The 15,410-nt window shown below is 71.2% G+C and carries 13 protein-coding genes and 2 pseudogenes; 3 read left to right on the plus strand and 12 right to left on the minus strand.

Features of this window, described 5'->3' with window-relative positions; translation table 11 throughout:
• Window positions 1-85: 85 nt before the first annotated feature.
• Window positions 86-397, plus strand: a pseudogene (locus tag ACWC0C_RS16945) (AfsR/SARP family transcriptional regulator); the annotation flags it as partial.
• Between the two features lie 9 nt (window positions 398-406).
• Window positions 407-976, plus strand: coding sequence for an AfsR/SARP family transcriptional regulator (locus ACWC0C_RS16950; protein ID WP_450864687.1), 570 nt, complete (start codon window positions 407-409; stop codon window positions 974-976).
• 26 nt (window positions 977-1,002) lie between these two features.
• Here ACWC0C_RS16950 and ACWC0C_RS16955 read toward each other — a convergent pair whose 3' ends face one another.
• From ACWC0C_RS16955 to xylB, 8 genes are all read right to left on the minus strand, one after another.
• A complete protein-coding gene (locus tag ACWC0C_RS16955) occupies window positions 1,003-1,833 on the minus strand; it encodes a class I SAM-dependent methyltransferase (RefSeq protein ID WP_449195516.1) in 831 nt (276 codons plus the stop codon).
• Window positions 1,834-1,950: 117 nt separating this feature from the next.
• Window positions 1,951-3,474, minus strand: coding sequence for an aldehyde dehydrogenase (adh, locus tag ACWC0C_RS16960; RefSeq protein ID WP_450864654.1), 1,524 nt, complete (start codon window positions 3,472-3,474; stop codon window positions 1,951-1,953).
• A 57-nt stretch (window positions 3,475-3,531) separates the two neighbouring features.
• Complete coding sequence (locus ACWC0C_RS16965; protein ID WP_450864655.1) at window positions 3,532-4,839, minus strand: GAF domain-containing protein; 1,308 nt, start codon at window positions 4,837-4,839, stop codon at window positions 3,532-3,534.
• Between the two features lie 56 nt (window positions 4,840-4,895).
• Window positions 4,896-5,540: an N-acetylmuramoyl-L-alanine amidase gene (locus ACWC0C_RS16970; protein ID WP_450864688.1), complete on the minus strand. Its 645-nt coding sequence runs from the start codon at window positions 5,538-5,540 to the stop codon at window positions 4,896-4,898.
• Between the two features lie 176 nt (window positions 5,541-5,716).
• A complete protein-coding gene (locus ACWC0C_RS16975; protein ID WP_450864656.1) occupies window positions 5,717-6,730 on the minus strand; it encodes an acetamidase/formamidase family protein in 1,014 nt (337 codons plus the stop codon).
• A gap of 126 nt (window positions 6,731-6,856) precedes the next feature.
• Window positions 6,857-8,341: an APC family permease gene (locus tag ACWC0C_RS16980; protein WP_450864657.1), complete on the minus strand. Its 1,485-nt coding sequence runs from the start codon at window positions 8,339-8,341 to the stop codon at window positions 6,857-6,859.
• A 367-nt stretch (window positions 8,342-8,708) separates the two neighbouring features.
• Entirely contained in the window at window positions 8,709-9,917 is a 1,209-nt protein-coding gene (locus ACWC0C_RS16985; protein ID WP_450864658.1) for an ROK family protein, read from the minus strand.
• Window positions 9,918-9,952: 35 nt separating this feature from the next.
• Window positions 9,953-11,407, minus strand: coding sequence for a xylulokinase (gene xylB, locus ACWC0C_RS16990; RefSeq protein WP_449195522.1), 1,455 nt, complete (start codon window positions 11,405-11,407; stop codon window positions 9,953-9,955).
• Between the two features lie 129 nt (window positions 11,408-11,536).
• Here xylB and xylA point away from each other — a divergent pair, with 129 nt between their 5' ends.
• Window positions 11,537-12,703 carry a xylose isomerase gene (gene xylA, locus ACWC0C_RS16995; RefSeq protein ID WP_450864659.1) on the plus strand — a complete coding sequence of 389 codons (1,167 nt, stop codon included), beginning with the start codon at window positions 11,537-11,539 and terminating at the stop codon, window positions 12,701-12,703.
• A gap of 85 nt (window positions 12,704-12,788) precedes the next feature.
• Here the strand turns inward: xylA and ACWC0C_RS17000 are convergent, their stop codons facing one another.
• The 4 genes and pseudogenes from ACWC0C_RS17000 to ACWC0C_RS17015 all read right to left on the minus strand — a co-directional run bounded on the left by ACWC0C_RS17000 (window position 12,789) and on the right by ACWC0C_RS17015 (window position 15,398).
• Window positions 12,789-14,129, minus strand: a complete 1,341-nt coding sequence (locus ACWC0C_RS17000; RefSeq protein ID WP_450864660.1) for an esterase-like activity of phytase family protein — start codon at window positions 14,127-14,129, stop codon at window positions 12,789-12,791.
• A 177-nt stretch (window positions 14,130-14,306) separates the two neighbouring features.
• Window positions 14,307-14,657, minus strand: a complete 351-nt coding sequence (locus ACWC0C_RS17005) for a hypothetical protein (protein ID WP_450864661.1) — start codon at window positions 14,655-14,657, stop codon at window positions 14,307-14,309.
• A gap of 28 nt (window positions 14,658-14,685) precedes the next feature.
• Window positions 14,686-15,261 (minus strand): annotated as a pseudogene (locus ACWC0C_RS17010) (SNF2 helicase-associated domain-containing protein).
• Window positions 15,153-15,398, minus strand: coding sequence for a hypothetical protein (locus ACWC0C_RS17015; RefSeq protein ID WP_450864690.1), 246 nt, complete (start codon window positions 15,396-15,398; stop codon window positions 15,153-15,155). The pseudogene ACWC0C_RS17010 and the gene ACWC0C_RS17015 overlap by 109 nt, the downstream one beginning before the upstream one ends.
• Window positions 15,399-15,410: the final 12 nt, after the last annotated feature.

The following is a 15,410-nucleotide window of genomic DNA, read 5'->3' on the forward strand; positions in this document are numbered from 1 at the left end:
GACTTTGATAGATGCTCTCATGCTAGTCTCGCGGGATCGGTCCCGTTCGACACATTGGCCGTCCTGCCATACACCGGGGGTAAAGATGAGCAGGTTCGAAGTCGCGGCCCCGTACGACACCGACATACTTTCAGGTGATTACATCCGTATTCTCGGTCCGGTGGACATCCTCGCCAAGGGCGCCCCGGTTCCCCTGGCTCGACGTAAGCAGCGCCTTCTGCTGGCATTGCTCGCATTAGAGGCCAACCGGCCCGTCCCCTTCTCGCGCATCGTCAGCGTGCTGTGGCCGACGAAAGCACCCGCTGCCGTGCGTAATCAGGTTCATGTTCACATATACGCCCTCCGCCGAGCGTTGGCAGCGATAACCTCCACGCAGAAGTGCCTGGAGACGAGGCACGACGGATACGTGCTGAACACTCCGCTTGTCGAGGTGGACCTGCACCGCTTCGAGCTGGCCGCCGCCGACAGCGAACGCGCATGGGCATCCGGTCATCTGGCCGACGCTCACCGGTCCTTGTGCGCAGCGCTCGACCTGTGGCACGGGGTACCCCTGGACGGCCTGGACGGGGTGTTCGCCCAGTCGGAGTCGGCCCGGCTGCAAGAGCGCCGGCTGACGGCCCTCGAACGGCGGTTGGACCTCGATCTGGCGGTGGGCAGACACGCCGACGCCCTGGCCGAACTGGCCAGGCTGGTCGCCGCCAATCCGCTGCACCAGGGCTTCCAGCGCCGCCACGTACTCGCGCTGTACTGCTGCGAGCGCACCAGCCAGGCCTTGTCCGCGTGCCGTGCGGCGCGCCGCCTGGTCGTCGACGAACTGGGCATCGACGCGGGTGAACGGCTCGACTCGCTGGAGATGGCCATCCTGCGCGGCGCGCGGGCGGAGGGGCTGGTGGCCGAGGCCATAGGCTGGGAGAGCCCTCGCATCCGGCCGCCCCGAAGGCCGGCCGGATGCGTGGGGTACGGCAACGGTCTGTGACCGTCCGTGGCCGCCGGCGGGCTAAGCTACTCCGGCTTACGCGCGGAGCAGGTCCACGACAGCGGGAGCGGATCGCCGGGCAGACGCCAGAATCCCGCGTCCTGGTCGTCACGGACCATGGAGCTGAAACGCTGCCGGCAGTCGACCGGCACCTCCGTGAACGTCTCGATCCGCAGCCCCGCCTCGATCAGCGCGGTGATGACGTGGGAGATGGTCCACGGCCAGCTGTACTGCTTGTACGCATCGATCTCCCGCGCACCCTCGTACTCGTCCCCGTAGGTGACGCTGACCTCGTTCTCCTGAGGACCGCTCTTGAACAGCTCCGAGCGGAGCCGCAGTTCACCGTCGACCTCCTCGAACGCGCCGAGGATCGAGTGGATCTCCACGATGTGGAAGACACCACCGGGCTTGAGGAAGTGCGCTATGACCTTGGCCCAGCCGGACAGGTCCGGCAGCAGGTTGAGCACCCCGTAGTCGGTGTAGACGATGTCGAAGGAGCCCGTCAGCACCTTGGGCAGGTCATAGATGTTGGCTTCCACGAACTTGATGTCCACGTTCAGGCCCTTGGCCAGGTCACGGCCGATCTCGAGGGCCTGCCCGGCGAAGTCCACCGCCGTGACGTTGGCGCCCTTCCGGGCCCAGGAGATGGCGTTCAGCCCGATGTGGCACTGTAGGTGCAGGAAGTCCTTACCGGATACATCACCGAGCGCGGCCAGCTCCAGCGAGCGCAGACTGCTCTTCCCCGCCCGGAACGAGTCGAGGTCGTAGTAGCTCGAGTCGACGTGCGCCAGAGCTCGCCGGTTCCAGCCCTCCTGGTTGCTCTCCATGCGCTTGCGGTCGTCGGTGGTGGTGTCCAAGGGAGGCCTCTCTTCGATGTGATGGCCAGTGTCGGTGGAGCGTCCTACCGCCGATCGTCCCCGCGGCCGCTGACTCGGTGCTGAAGTGTGGTAAGCGGCGCGCTGGAGCCCGCTGCCCTAGAAGAAACCGAGCTTCTTCGGTGAGTACGACACCAGCAGGTTCTTCGTCTGCTGGTAGTGCTCCAGCATCATCTTGTGCGTCTCGCGGCCGATCCCGGACTGCTTGTAGCCGCCGAACGCCGCGTGCGCCGGGTAGGCGTGGTAGCAGTTGGTCCACACACGGCCCGCCTGGATCGCGCGTCCCGCCCGGTAGGCGGTGGTGGCGTCCCGGGTCCAGACACCCGCGCCCAGGCCGTACAGCGTGTCGTTGGCGATCTTGATGGCGTCGTCGAAGTCGTCGAAGGAGGTCACCGAGACGACCGGGCCGAAGATCTCCTCCTGGAAGATCCGCATGCGGTTGTCGCCCTCGAAGATGGTGGGCTGGACGTAGTAGCCGCCCTTCAGCTCGCCGTCGTACTCGACGCGTTCACCGCCGGTGAGGACCCTCGCGCCCTCCTGCCGGCCGATGTCGAGGTAGGAGAGGATCTTCTCCAGCTGGTCGTTGGAGGCCTGGGCGCCGATCATCGTGTCGGTGTCGAGGGGGTGCCCAGGCTTGATGCGCCGGGTGCGTTCCACCGCCGCATCGAGGAACTCCGCGTAGTGGCCGCGCTGGATCAGCGCCCGGGACGGGCAGGTGCAGACCTCGCCCTGGTTGAGCGCGAACATGGTGAAGCCCTCGAGCGCCTTGTCCCGGAAGTCGTCGTCGTGGGCCCAGACGTCGTCGAAGAAGATGTTCGGGGACTTGCCGCCGAGTTCGAGGGTGACCGGCTTGATGTTCTCCGAGGCGTACTGCATGATCAGCCGCCCGGTCGTGGTCTCCCCGGTGAACGCGACCTTCGCCACCCGCGGGCTGGACGCCAGCGGCTTGCCCGCCTCCACCCCGAACCCGTTGACGACGTTCAGCACACCCGGCGGCAGCAGGTCCGCGATCAGGCCGACCCAGTAGTGGATGGATGCCGGGGTCTGCTCGGCCGGCTTGAGGACGACCGCGTTGCCCGCGGCGAGCGCCGGCGCCAGCTTCCACGCCGCCATCAGGATCGGGAAGTTCCACGGGATGATCTGCGCGACGACGCCGAGCGGCTCGTGGAAGTGGTACGCCACCGTGTCGTCGTCGATCTCGCCGAGCGACCCCTCCTGCGCCCGGATCGCCCCCGCGAAGTAGCGGAAGTGGTCGATCGCCAGCGGGATGTCGGCCGCCAGGGTCTCGCGGACCGGCTTGCCGTTCTCCCAGCTCTCGGCCACCGCCAGCGGCTCCAGGTGGGCCGCCATGCGGTCGGCGATCCTCAGCAGGATGTCGGACCGCTCCGCCACCGACGTACGGCCCCACCCCGGCGCGGCCTCGTGCGCCGCGTCCAGCGCCCGCTCGACGTCCTCCGCGGTGCCGCGCGCGATCTCGGTGAACGGCTGTCCGTTGACCGGCGACGGATTCTCGAAGTACTGCCCGCGCAGCGGCGGGACGTACTCGCCGCCGATGAAGTGGTCGTAGCGCGCCTGGTAGGAGACGATCGCGCCCTCGGTGCCCGGCGCCGCGTAACGAGTCATCCTGGTCTGCCTCCCGGTGCAGCGCTGCCCGCCGTCGGGCAGCTCTCGGGCGCGAGGCTAGGCGGACGGACGTTGCACGTAGGTTGCGCGGCGCCCGCGTCCCTGCACGCGGCGGGGCGGCGCCGTCAGCTCGGCCTCCAGTGCGGCGAGCCGGGCCCGCACCGGCGCCGTCGGCCGCACCGCGGCCAGCGCCCGCCACACCTCGAGGTCGTCCTCACCCCAGGGCGCGTGCGCCCAGTCCGCCAGCAGATCCGGATCGCGGTGCGCGATCAGGGCCGTCCGCAGCCCGTCGGCGAGACGGTCCCGCAGCCGTACGATCGCCGGAGCCTGCGAAGCGGGCAGCAGCGGACCGGTGTACGCCTGCGCCGCCGCGGTGACCGCCGCCGCCCGCAGCCGCCGCTCGACCACGGTGACGTCCGACTCGACCGCGGCCGTGAGCCGGTACGGCCGCGAGGCGAGCACGTCCGAGCCCAACAGCCTGCGCAGCCGGGCCAGTTCGGCCCGCAGGGTCACCGGGGTCACCGACTCGTCCGCGTACAGCGCGCACAGCAGCTCGTCTCCGCTCAGCCCCTCGGGATGCCGGGCGAGCAGAACCAGGATCTCGCTGTGCCGGCGGCTGAGCCGGATCCGGCGGCCGTCCAGCACGAGGTCGGCCTCGTCCCGCCCCAGAGCGCCGAGCAGCGGTAGGTCCGCGGCGGTCCGGGGCGGTGCGAGCAGCGCGAGCTGTGCCTCCGCGGCCCGCGCCACCGCCTGCACGAACCCGAGGCTGTGCGGATGCGCCAGCCCGTCCCCACCGGTGATGTCCACGGCGCCCAGGACCCGGCCGGTACGCGGATCGTGCACCGGTGCCGCCGCGCACGTCCACGGCTGGACCCGCCGTATGAAGTGCTCCGCGGCGAACACCTGCACCGGCCGGTCCACGGCGACCGCGGTTCCCGGCGCGTTGGTGCCGACCGCGCTCTCCGACCAGCGTGCCCCCGGCACGAAGTTCATCCCGTCCGCCCGGCGCCGGGTCGCCGGATGGCCCTCGACCCACAGCAGCCTGCCGTGCGCGTCGCACACCGCCAGCAGATGCTCGCCGTCGGCGGCGAACGTGCCCATCAGCTCCCGGAACAGCGGCATCACCCGGGCCAGCGGGTGCTCCGCCCGGTACGCGCCGAGGTCGCCGTCGGTCAGTTCCACGCTCGCGGTGCCCTCCGGCCCGACCCCGGCTCGCGCGCTGCGCCGCCACGACTCCGCCACCACCGACCGCACCGGGCGCGGCACCGTGCCCACCGTGGTGAACGTCTCGTGCGCCCTGCGCAGCACACGGACCCGCTCGGCGGGGTCGGCCCCCGGTTCCAGGGCCACCCACGGATCGGTCAACTCGCCCTCCCCGGACGGTGGGACGGTGATGTCGGTACCGGGCCATCGTCGTCCGGTCAGGCGAAGTTGACCAGTCTCAGGTAGCGGACCCAGTCCCAATTCGGGCCAGGGTCGGTGTGGTCGGTGCCGGGCACCTGGTAGTGGCCGATGATGTGCTCCCTGTCCTTCGGGATGTCGTACTTGGCGCAGATCGCGGCCGTGAGCTTCGCCGACTGCTCGTAGAGGGCATTGGTGAAATAGGAGGGCCGGTCCACCCACCCTTCGTGCTCGATACCGATGCTTCGGGTGTTGTAGTCCCAGTTGCCCGCATGCCACGCGATGTCGGCCTCGTGCACGCACTGGGCCACATGCCCGTCCGCCGAGCGGACCAGATAGTGCGCGGACACCTGCTTGTCCGGGTTGCCGAAGATCATCAGCGTTTTGGTGTAGGTCTCCTGCGTGACATGGATGATCACGCGGTCGATGTCGTAGCCGTAGGGCCGGTCGGACGCGGTGTAGTTGGAGGTGCTCGCCGGCTGCCATTCGGCGGGCGGGTAGTCGACGGCCTCGGACTGCGCACCGGCTCGGGGGTCGGGGAGCAGCGCGTAGGGCACGGCGGCGAGCGCCGCGCCCTTCAGCAGCCGTCGCCTGTTCAGGCGCGGCCGCGCCGGGCTCGCTGGTGATGCCGGCTCTCCTGGCTGTGCGGGGCCGACCGGTTCCATGTCCATCGGCGGGTGCCTTTCGGGGGTGTGGGGGATGGGGTGTGGGGAGTGTGGGTGTCGGGTTTCCTGGGATGCCGGGCGCAAGAGGGACGGAGAGGGGAGAGGGGTGGAGGGGAGTGGGGAGGAGCCGGTGAGTCGCCGGTGAGGCACCGGGATCTACGGGGACGCCGTAGGCGTCAGCTCCGCAGTACCCGCGCGGTTTCCCGCAGCCGTGCGTGTATGCCGCGGTACGTCTCGCGCGCCGGCAGCCACTCCTTGCGGAGCTTGGCCACGCACGTGTAGTTCGTGTCGCACACGTTGGCCAACGGCGATTCGACCGCCTGGGTTGCGAATTGGTACGCGTCCGGCTCACTGAACCCGTAATCGCGCACCAGCCACTGCACCAGGTCGAGCTGCGATATCCGGAACGCGTCCTCCAGCGGGCGGGCCGAGCCGGTCGAGACGATGTGAGTGTCCGACTCCAGCCGGGGCCACGGCGTGGCTACGTCCTTGAGAAGGTCGACGACCACCACGGTGTTCATCGCGCACTCCACGGCGACCCCGCAGGTCTCGCCCTCTCCCTGCCGGGCGTGCCCGTCACCGAGGCTGAGCAGGGCACCCTCGGCCTTCACGCCCAGATAGCAGGTGACGCCGGCCCTCATCTCGGGCGTGTCCATGTTCCCGCCGTGCGCGTCCGGGACCAGGGCCGAGCGCACCTCCAGATTCGCGGGGGCCACACCCACCGTGCCGTGCATGGGGTCCAGGGGCAGCTCCACCTCGATGTCACTGTCCTGCGCCTGGAACAGGGCGGTGCGCCGCACGCGGTCCAGCTGCCAGATCCAGACGCGCTCCGGCAGCGGGGGCTGCAGCGTGGCCGTGGTGTGCGTGGAGGTGAGCGCGCCGAACAGCGGGACCGTCGTCGACGCGGCCCAGTCACGGGCCGGTTCGATCGACACGAAGTGCACGGCCACGGTGTCTCCGGGCTCGGCACCCTCGATATGGAAGGGGCCTGTCTGCGGATTGAGGAAGGGGAACTCACAGACCTGGGAGACGAGGTCCTTCTCGGAGCGCACCCGACCGGCGAAGCAGTCCTCAGTGTACAGGTCGAGAATCGTGCCGGGCGCGATCCGCGCGACGGGCGGCGCACCGCCGAACGTCCAGGCGTATTCGTCCGGTTCCGGCCGCACGGTGAGGATCCGGGGGTCGGTCATCGTGGAGGCGTCCCTTCTGACGGGAGGCGGGAGGCGGGAGGTGGAAGACGGGAGACGGGAGACGGGAAGACGGAGACTGGAAGCGGGAGCGGTCGTGGGACGGAATTTCTGCGGGGCGGTGCCACGTCAGCTGGGCACGGTCCCGTCCCGCCGGTGCCCGGCCGGGTCGTACGTGTCGAGGTGCACCCGCGCGGTCTCGGCTATGCGCTCGGGGTGACGCCGTATCAGCAGAAGCAGTACGACCAGACCCACCACCATCCAGACACCGACGACCGGCCCGGCGTAGGACACCGGAGCCGTCAGTGCGGTGACGAAGTCGAAGACCGGGAGGCCCGCGGCCGTCAGCAGGGCCGGGACGAAGGCCACGACGCCGAGCACCGGGAACAGCAGATGCCGCACCGGCTTGAAGGCGGTCCGCCCGGCCCGCAGGAAGTAGCCGGCGCAGGCGAGGTTCACGACGATGTAGACACCGACGACGACCGTGACGATCACCGTGGCGAGCAGCAGGAACGCGGTCACCGGGTCGTAGCCGAAACCGAGCCCCAGCACCGCCCCGACCGCCACGAGGGTCTGCAGCGCGATACCGGCCACGGGGGAGCGGTGCCAGGGGTGGAGCGTGGCGAGCAGGCGGGGCAGCACCCGGATGCGGGCCAGCGCGAAGGCCGTACGGGTCGAGACGTTGGCGCATGCGTTGGCGTTGGCGATCGTGGAGTTGATCACCGCGAGGAAGACCAGCACCCAGAAGAGGCCGAAGGAGGCCCGGGCGACGCCGTCCCAGGAGGCCGCGCCCGAGGCACCGAACTTCGCGAACCGGTCGGGGCCGAAGTAGACGGTCATCGCATAGGTCGTGATCACGTAGAACAGGCCGATGCCCAGCGCCGCTCCGAGGACCGCGCGGTGCATCGTCCGCCGGGGGTCGCGTGTCTCCTCGGCGAGCGGCGCCGCCGCCTCGAACCCCGCGAACGCCAGCACCGTGTACACGGATCCGGCGAACACGCCGCTGATCCCGGCGTAACCGTCGGCGGTGTGCGAAGTACCGAACTCCGAAAGGGTGTTGGCGCCGCCCGCTTTGCCGATGAGCAGGACTGCGAACACCAGGAAGACGAGGATCTCGAAGAAGCCGAGGACGGTGCCGAAGCGGGCCGAGGCGCGGACGCCGAGGTAACCGGTGACGGCGATCACGCCGGCTCCCGCCAGGGACCACGGCCACCACAGATCCGCCGGCCAGGAGGACCACTCCTCGTGCAGCGTGCCCGCCGTGGTGAAGCCCAACTGCAGGAGGAGGAGCGGTGGGACCAGCATCTCCACGAAGACGTAACCCCAGCCGACGAGAAACCCGACGGCGGGATGCAGTCCGCGCGCCGCATACGTGGCCACCGAACCCGCGGCCGGCAACTCCCGGGCCAGCTCGGCCACGCACGACGCCGTGAACAGACAGGCCACCAGCGCGATCAGCACCGCCAGCGGCAGGCTGCCGCCCGCGAAGGCGGCACCGGCCGGAATCGACGCGGCCACCGCGGCCGCCGGTGCCATCGCCGTGACGCTCTGGAACAGCACCTCGCGCAACCCGACGGCGTCGCGTCGCAGCGCCCCGGACGTCTCCTCGTGCATGTGTGTCCCCCGATGTCTGTCAGCCCACTGCCACCCGATGCGTGTGAAATGACGTCAACTACGTGCGGAACTGCTTGGCGCCCGGCGACCTTGACGATCCGTCGGCCGCGCCTCGCGTGAATCACGGTACGTCGCGGTCGGGTTGGGCAGAAGGGCCCGCACCGGTTCCGTGGAGAAGCCCCCACTTGTGGAAAACCCGGCCACCCGATCGGGTGAACACCGGCCGCCATCAGGCCGCTTGCAGCTCGTCAGAGCGGCAGTCCACCCGGGTGTCGTCCGTCAGGTGCCGCCGTCGAAGAAGCAGTCGTCGGTCTCCCCACGGCATCCGGTCCGTCACCCGACCTCCCCTCACCACCCACGGGGGATGTCAGGATCGTTCCGCCACCACCGCCGGATCGTCCAGCACACCCCGGACGACCGAGTGCGCCGCGCCCAGCAGGGGGCCCTCCGGACCCAGCCGGGACACCGTCACCGGGCAGGGCGGGCCGGCTGTTCGGCTCGTCAGCTCCGTTTCCAGGGACGGCAGCAGCCAGGGGGACAGGCCGGCCAGCGCGCCGCCGAGCACCACCGTCTCGGGGTCGAGGAGGTTCACCGCACCGGTCAGGGCGATGCCGAGCGCCGTACCGGCGTCCCGCAGGGCAGCCCGTACGCTCTCGTCTCCCTGCTCGGCGCGTCCCGCGAGCAGGCCCACCAGATCCTCGCCCGGCTCCAGCCCGGCCGCGCGCAGCACCGCCTCCTCGCCCGCGTACTGCTCCAGGCAGCCCCGGCCGCCGCACGGACAGGGCGGCCCGTCCGGCCGTACGGGTATGTGGCCCAGCTCGCCCGCGAAGCCGCGGGTGCCGCGCAGCAGACCGCCGTCCACGACGACCGCGGCGCCGATGCCGATCTCGGCCGACACGTGCAGGAAGTCACCCGGGGTGCCGTCACCGAGCCACAGTTCCGCGAGCGCGCCGAAGTTGGCCTCGTTGTCCGCAGCGAGCGGCCACCCGCCGGGCATCAGGGTGCCGAGGTCGGTGTCGTGCCAGTCGAGGTTGGGAGCGCGCACGACCGTACGGCCGTCCCGTGCCACGAGTCCGGGCACGGCGACCGCGAGCCCGGCGGGCCACAGCCCCTCCCGCTCCGCCTCCGCGACGACCCGGCGCACCAGTTCCGTCAGCTCCTCGACCACCGCTCCGGGAGTGCGCCCTCGGTTCGCTCCATGCAGCACGGCCCGGGCGCGGACCGCGCCGCGCAGGTCGACCGCGCACACCGCCAGGTGGTCGACGCCGATCTCGGCCCCGATCCCGGCCGGGCCACGGCCGCTGACCGCGAGCGCCGACCCGGGCCGGCCCACCCGGCCCGGCCGCTCCGGGCCCAGCTCCTCCAGCAGTCCCCACCGGATCAGCTCGTCCACCAGCGTCGACACGGCCGCCCGGGTCAGCCCGATGCGTGAGGCGACCGCGGCCCGCGACAGCGAACCCTCGGCGCTGACGGCGTGCATCACGCGAGCCAGGTTGCGTCGGCGCATGCCCTGCTGGGTGTCCGGCAGGGCGCGGCCGGCGCCCGGCGGGCGGGCCTCGTGCAGCGGTGCGGTCATGCCTGAAGTCGATCCTCGGTCTCTGCCGCCCGGCTTCATGCGTGCGGCGTGGTCTCCGTCGCCCGCGCCAGCAGCGGGGCCGCGTCGGAGAGTACCCCGGTGATCCGGTCCAGCGTCTCCCGGTCCCGTTCCACGGCCTCCAGCACCGGTCCCGCTGCCGTGTTCCAGCGGCGGGCCACCGCGGCCGGGTCCTCTCCGGTCAGCAGCCCGGCGGCCTGTGCCGCGGCCCCGAGGGCGACCAGTTCCCTGGCCTCGGGGACCTGGACCGGCCGCCCCGACAGCCGCCGTACCGTCTGCTGCCAGGTCGTCCCCCGGGCTCCGCCGCCGATCAGCAGCAGCGGGGTGCTGCGGTCAGCGTCCTCGTCCAGGACCAGGTCGAGCGCGCCGAGCAGCGCGTGCACGGCGCCGTCGTATGCGGCCTGCAGCAGCTGCCCGGCGGTCGTGTCGTGGCGCAGACCGTGCAACAGGCCGGAGGCGTTCGGCAGATTCGGGGTGCGCTCGCCGTCCAGGTACGGCAGCAGGGTCACGGAGCCGCCGGGCTCCACCGCATCGCGGTCCAGGCCGAGCAGCGCCGCGACACGGTCCACGGCGAGGGTGCAGTTCAGGGTGCAGGCCAGGGGCAGCCAGTCCCCGTGGGCGTCGGCGAACCCCGCCACCGTGCCGGTCGGATCGGTCGGGCGGTGCCGAGAGACGGCGTACACCGTGCCAGAGGTGCCGAGGCTGAGCACCGGGGTGCCGGGCCGCAGGCCGAGACCGAGTGCCGCCGCCGCGTTGTCGCCGGTGCCGGGGGCGACCAGGGTGCCCTTGGAGAACGGCAGGTCGTGGCTGTCGCGCACGGTGCCGGCCACTTCTCCCGGGCGTACCACCCGGGGCAGCAGCGCCGGGTCGAGTCCGACGTGCGCGAGGGTCTCCGCGTCGTACGCCTCCGTCCCGGACGCCCACCAGCCGGTGCCGGACGCATCACCACGGTCGGTCGTACCCTGCCCGGTCAGCCGCTCGGTGAGGTAGTCGTGGGGGAGCCGTACCGCCTTCGTCGCGCGGACCGACTCCGGCTCGTGCTCTGCCAGCCACGCCCACTTCGTGACCGTGAACGAGGCGCCGGGCACGCTGCCGGTGCGCTCAGCCCAGGCCTTCGGCCCGCCCAGCTCCTCCACCAGCCGGAGTGCCTGCGGTGCCGAGCGGACGTCGTTCCACAGCAGCGCCGGACGCACCGGCTCGCCCCGTTCGTCCAGCGTGACCAGGCCGTGCTGCTGGCCGCCGATCGACACCGCCGCCGCCTCGTGCGCCGCGTCACCGCACTGGTCGAGTGCCTCGCACAACGCGTCCCACCACTGGCGTGGATCGCTCTCGCGGCCCGCGCCGGAGGAGACGGTGTGCGGCGCCTGGCCGCTCGCCACCACCTGGCCGGTGGCCGCGTCGACGACCAGTGCCTTCGTGGACTGGGTTGATGTGTCCACGCCGACGACGAGCGGACCCTCGGCTGCTGACATCGGGCTCTCCCTCTTTCCGCGACTCTCCGCAACTCCGCGGGACAAAGACATCTTGTCTCTTCCCAGGGGTGCGAGCGCATACTAATTTGTAAACGGCCATGACGAAATAGTCGTACGCAAGGAGCCGGCATGAGCTACCAGCCCACCCCCGAGGACAGGTTCACCTTCGGCCTGTGGACCGTCGGCTGGCAGGGAAGGGATCCGTTCGGCGATGCCACCCGCCGCGCCCTCGACCCGGTCGAGACGGTGCGGCGCCTGGCCGAGCTCGGCGCCTACGGGGTGACCTTCCACGACGACGACCTGATCCCTTTCGGCTCCTCGGACACCGAGCGCGAGTCGCACGTCAAGCGCTTCCGCCAGGCCCTGGACGCCACCGGCATGACCGTCCCGATGGCCACCACGAACCTGTTCACGCACCCCGTCTTCAAGGACGGCGCCTTCACCGCCAACGACCGTGACGTGCGCCGCTACGCGCTGCGCAAGACCATCCGCAACATCGACCTGGCGGTCGAGCTGGGCGCGAGGACGTACGTCGCCTGGGGCGGCCGCGAAGGAGCGGAGTCCGGCGCCGCCAAGGACGTACGCGCCGCTCTGGACCGCATGAAGGAGGCCTTCGACCTCCTCGGCGAGTACGTGACCTCCCAGGGCTACGACCTTCGCTTCGCCATCGAGCCCAAGCCGAACGAGCCGCGCGGCGACATCCTGCTGCCCACCGTCGGCCACGCGCTGGCCTTCATCGAGCGCCTGGAGCGCCCGGAACTGTACGGCGTGAACCCGGAGGTGGGTCATGAACAGATGGCGGGCCTGAACTTCCCGCACGGCATCGCGCAGGCCCTGTGGGCGGGCAAGCTGTTCCACATCGACCTCAACGGCCAGTCCGGCATCAAGTACGACCAGGACCTGCGGTTCGGCGCCGGCGACCTGCGGGCGGCGTTCTGGTTGGTCGACCTGCTGGAGAGCGCGGGCTACGACGGGCCGCGTCACTTCGACTTCAAGCCGCCGCGGACCGAGGACCTCGACGGCGTGTGGGCGTCGGCCGCGGGCTGCATGCGCAACTACCTGATCCTCAAGGAGCGTTCGGCGGCCTTCCGGGCCGACCCGGAGGTCCAGGAGGCGCTGCGTGCCTCGCGCCTGGACCAGCTGGCCCAGCCGACCGCGGCCGACGGCCTGCAGGCCCTGCTCGCCGACCGCGCGGCCTTCGAGGACTTCGACATGGCGGCGGCCGCCGCGCGCGGCATGGCCTTCGAGCAGCTTGACCAGCTCGCCATGGACCACCTGCTCGGCGCACGCGGCTGAACACAAGGAGGGCCGGGTGGTGCGGCACGCGCCGCAGTCCCGGCCCTCCTTCAGTCCGCTTTCCGGACTGTCCGGTTCAGGAACGTCACAGGTCCTCGGGTAGCCGGACGTACGCGACGGTCGTCTTGATCCCGCTGTCGACCAGTCGGCCCTGCGCGTCGAAGGCGCCCGGGCCGTCGGTCATCCCGAAGTCGTTGTCGTTGATGAGAGCGAGCGTGTCGTGGTCCACGCGCGCGATGCCCTCGATCTTCTGCTGCACCCCGTCGACCTTGTTCAGGTCGACCACGAGCCGCTTGTCCAGGACCGGCACACCGGCCGCCGCCGGATCGTCCAGCTGCTCCAGGGACGGCGAGGTCGTGTCGTCGTCCCAGGGCTCGCCCAGTATGTTCGACCTGCGCCCCAGCTCGACCAGCTGCAGCCGGGCCGCCTTGTCCGTGCGCTCCTCGACGAGCAGCCGGTCACCGCCCACGGCCACCACGGAGGAGATCTTCAGCTCGGAGGTGTCGTCCTCGCTCGGGTCGACCACGTTCACCGGGTCGAACCGGTAGGCGTACTCGGCGGTGACGGCCTTCTCGCGCGGCGAGAAGCGCAGCAGCCGCGTGGTGCGCGAGGCGTTCCCGGAGTCCGTGTCCGGCAATGACAGCGGGCTCTGCAGGGCCAGCACCAGGTCACCGCCGGGCAGCTGCGCCAGCCCCTCGAAACCACGGTTGATCTTGCGGTGCAGGTAGATCGACGGCAGCGCCTCCACCACCGGGTAGTCCGTCCCCGTCAGGCCGAGCCCCTTGGGTACGTACCGGGTGAGCACCTCCCCGCGCGCGGAGACGTGGACGAGCGACGGGCCGTACTCGTCGACGAGCCAGAACGTCCCGTCCTCGGCCCGCACGATGCCCTCGGTGTCCAGCCCGTTCGGGTTGTACGAGAGCGGCGTCCTCGCGTCGTAGGTGTACGGCGCCTCGTCGCGGCTCTGCTGGTCGGGCAGCCCGGTGACGGCCTTCCCGGAGGAAGTGGTCAGCGGGATCGCGTCCACAACCCGGACCGTGTCTCCGCAGACCCGGATCTTCACGATCGCGGGATCGAATCCCGGCACCGGGAACGTACGGCGCTTCTTGCCGTCCACCTTGATCTGCCCGTTGGGCCCGCGGTCGGTCACCGTCCAGTACTCGCCCTTGTGGCCGGCCGGGTACATGTCGCTGCCGATGCCGCCCAGGTTCACCCCGTGGTCGTCGTCGACGCTTCCGGGCAGCAGCGCGTTGCTGAAGGGACCGAGGGGGATCTCGCCGAGCGTCGCCGTGCGGATGACACGGGCGTCCCGGGACGGCGCCGCCGTGGCCGTTCCGGCGGCCACGAGGACGGCGGCCAATGCCAGGGGCAGCCCCGTGGCGACGGAACGGTGGACGCGGCGCCGGCCGGCGGCGTACGGGGACATCGGGCCTCCTGGGGACAAGTTCAGTGACAGCGGCCAGCGTTGGGTCCCATGAGGAACGTCGTACGTCGATGGAGTGAACAGCTGGCGTCGGCCGCTCATCGGATCGTGGTGATTCCGTGGTGACGGCTTGTCAGGGACCGTCTTCCGCGCCCGACTCGGCGTCGAGCCGTGCCGCGGCTAGTGCCGTCGCCGGATCCGGGCCCGGCCCGCCCGCGGGGAGCCAGCCGCCGGCATCGTCGCGATACGGCCACCAGCGCCCGTCCCGGCCGAGGCGCAGCTGGATCCCCTCATCCGGGATGTTCCACCGATTCCCGCTGCTGTGAACGGCGGCCGCTCGTCAGCCTCCCAGGCCGCTTCGAGCGCCGCACGCGCGCGTGCCACGCCCTCCACCTGCCAGTCCGCGTCCAGCACGGCCAGGGCCGCCACACCCCCGGCATGCCAGGCCCGGACAGCCGTCGCCGGCTCCTCGCGGGCGCGGCCCGACACCTCGGCGAGCCGCTCGGTGACGGCGTCGGGGGTCCTCCGCACGCGAGTCGCACGGCATCCTGAGCAGTGGTCACAGCCGTGCCGCCGCACGGCTTCCCGCCGAGCCTGTCAGCGCGGCGGCCAGCGCCTCGACGGGGGCGAGGGTGCGACCCTGACGGGTTCGGGCCCGGTGTGCCTGCCGTGGGTCGACCAGGACCCACCCGTCGTGCAGTCGCACCAGGGGACGCTTGGCCTCCGCGAGCCGGTCGAGCTCCTCCGGGGACAGCTCCCGCCCATCCAGAGCGAATCACCAGTTGAAGCCGACCGTGGTGTCCGACGAGAGCAGCGACGGCGGCGCCGTGGCATCCCGCGATGCGGCCGTGCCATCGTCCGGTGGGCCGACGGTGGCGTGCAGCGCGAGGTCGCGCCACAGGCCCTTCGGCCAGTGCACGTCGACTCCCGCCGCGCCCAGCGCCCGGGTGCCCTCGCCCAGCAGCTCGGTGATCTCGTCGTCGGCGAGGTCTACGGCGTCGGGTACGGCGGCGGACAGCAGTGGGGTCAACGGCGGCCAGGTGTGGGCGGCGCGGCGGCGCGGCGCAGCGCCAGCAACACATCGGCACGCGCGCGTGGCCCGACCGCTTCGTGCACTGTTCCCGCACCGGTCCACAGGGCGGCGGCGTCGAGGACGTCCGGCGCTCCATTGACGCCGTGCACCTGCAGCACCGCAGGGAACCGGATCGGAGTGTCGTCCAGCTGCCCGGTGTCGTCGAGACCGGAGGGCCGACGGTGATGCCGTCCGCCCATGCCCGCAGGGCG

It is taken from the genome of Streptomyces sp. NPDC001709 (assembly GCF_053596375.1).

Excerpts from the sequence above, each read along its gene's own strand:
- adh (WP_450864654.1), bottom strand. The coding sequence starts at position 3,474 with ATGACTCGTTACGCGGCGCCGGGCACCGAGGGCGCGATCGTCTCCTAC.
- ACWC0C_RS16970 (WP_450864688.1), bottom strand. The coding sequence starts at position 5,540 with ATGGAACCGGTCGGCCCCGCACAGCCAGGAGAGCCGGCATCACCAGCG.
- ACWC0C_RS16975 (WP_450864656.1), bottom strand. The coding sequence starts at position 6,730 with ATGACCGACCCCCGGATCCTCACCGTGCGGCCGGAACCGGACGAATAC.
- ACWC0C_RS16980 (WP_450864657.1), bottom strand. The coding sequence starts at position 8,341 with ATGCACGAGGAGACGTCCGGGGCGCTGCGACGCGACGCCGTCGGGTTG.
- ACWC0C_RS16985 (WP_450864658.1), bottom strand. The coding sequence starts at position 9,917 with ATGACCGCACCGCTGCACGAGGCCCGCCCGCCGGGCGCCGGCCGCGCC.
- xylB (WP_449195522.1), bottom strand. The coding sequence starts at position 11,407 with ATGTCAGCAGCCGAGGGTCCGCTCGTCGTCGGCGTGGACACATCAACC.
- xylA (WP_450864659.1), top strand. The coding sequence starts at position 11,537 with ATGAGCTACCAGCCCACCCCCGAGGACAGGTTCACCTTCGGCCTGTGG.
- ACWC0C_RS17000 (WP_450864660.1), bottom strand. The coding sequence starts at position 14,129 with ATGTCCCCGTACGCCGCCGGCCGGCGCCGCGTCCACCGTTCCGTCGCC.
- ACWC0C_RS17015 (WP_450864690.1), bottom strand. The coding sequence starts at position 15,398 with ATGGGCGGACGGCATCACCGTCGGCCCTCCGGTCTCGACGACACCGGG.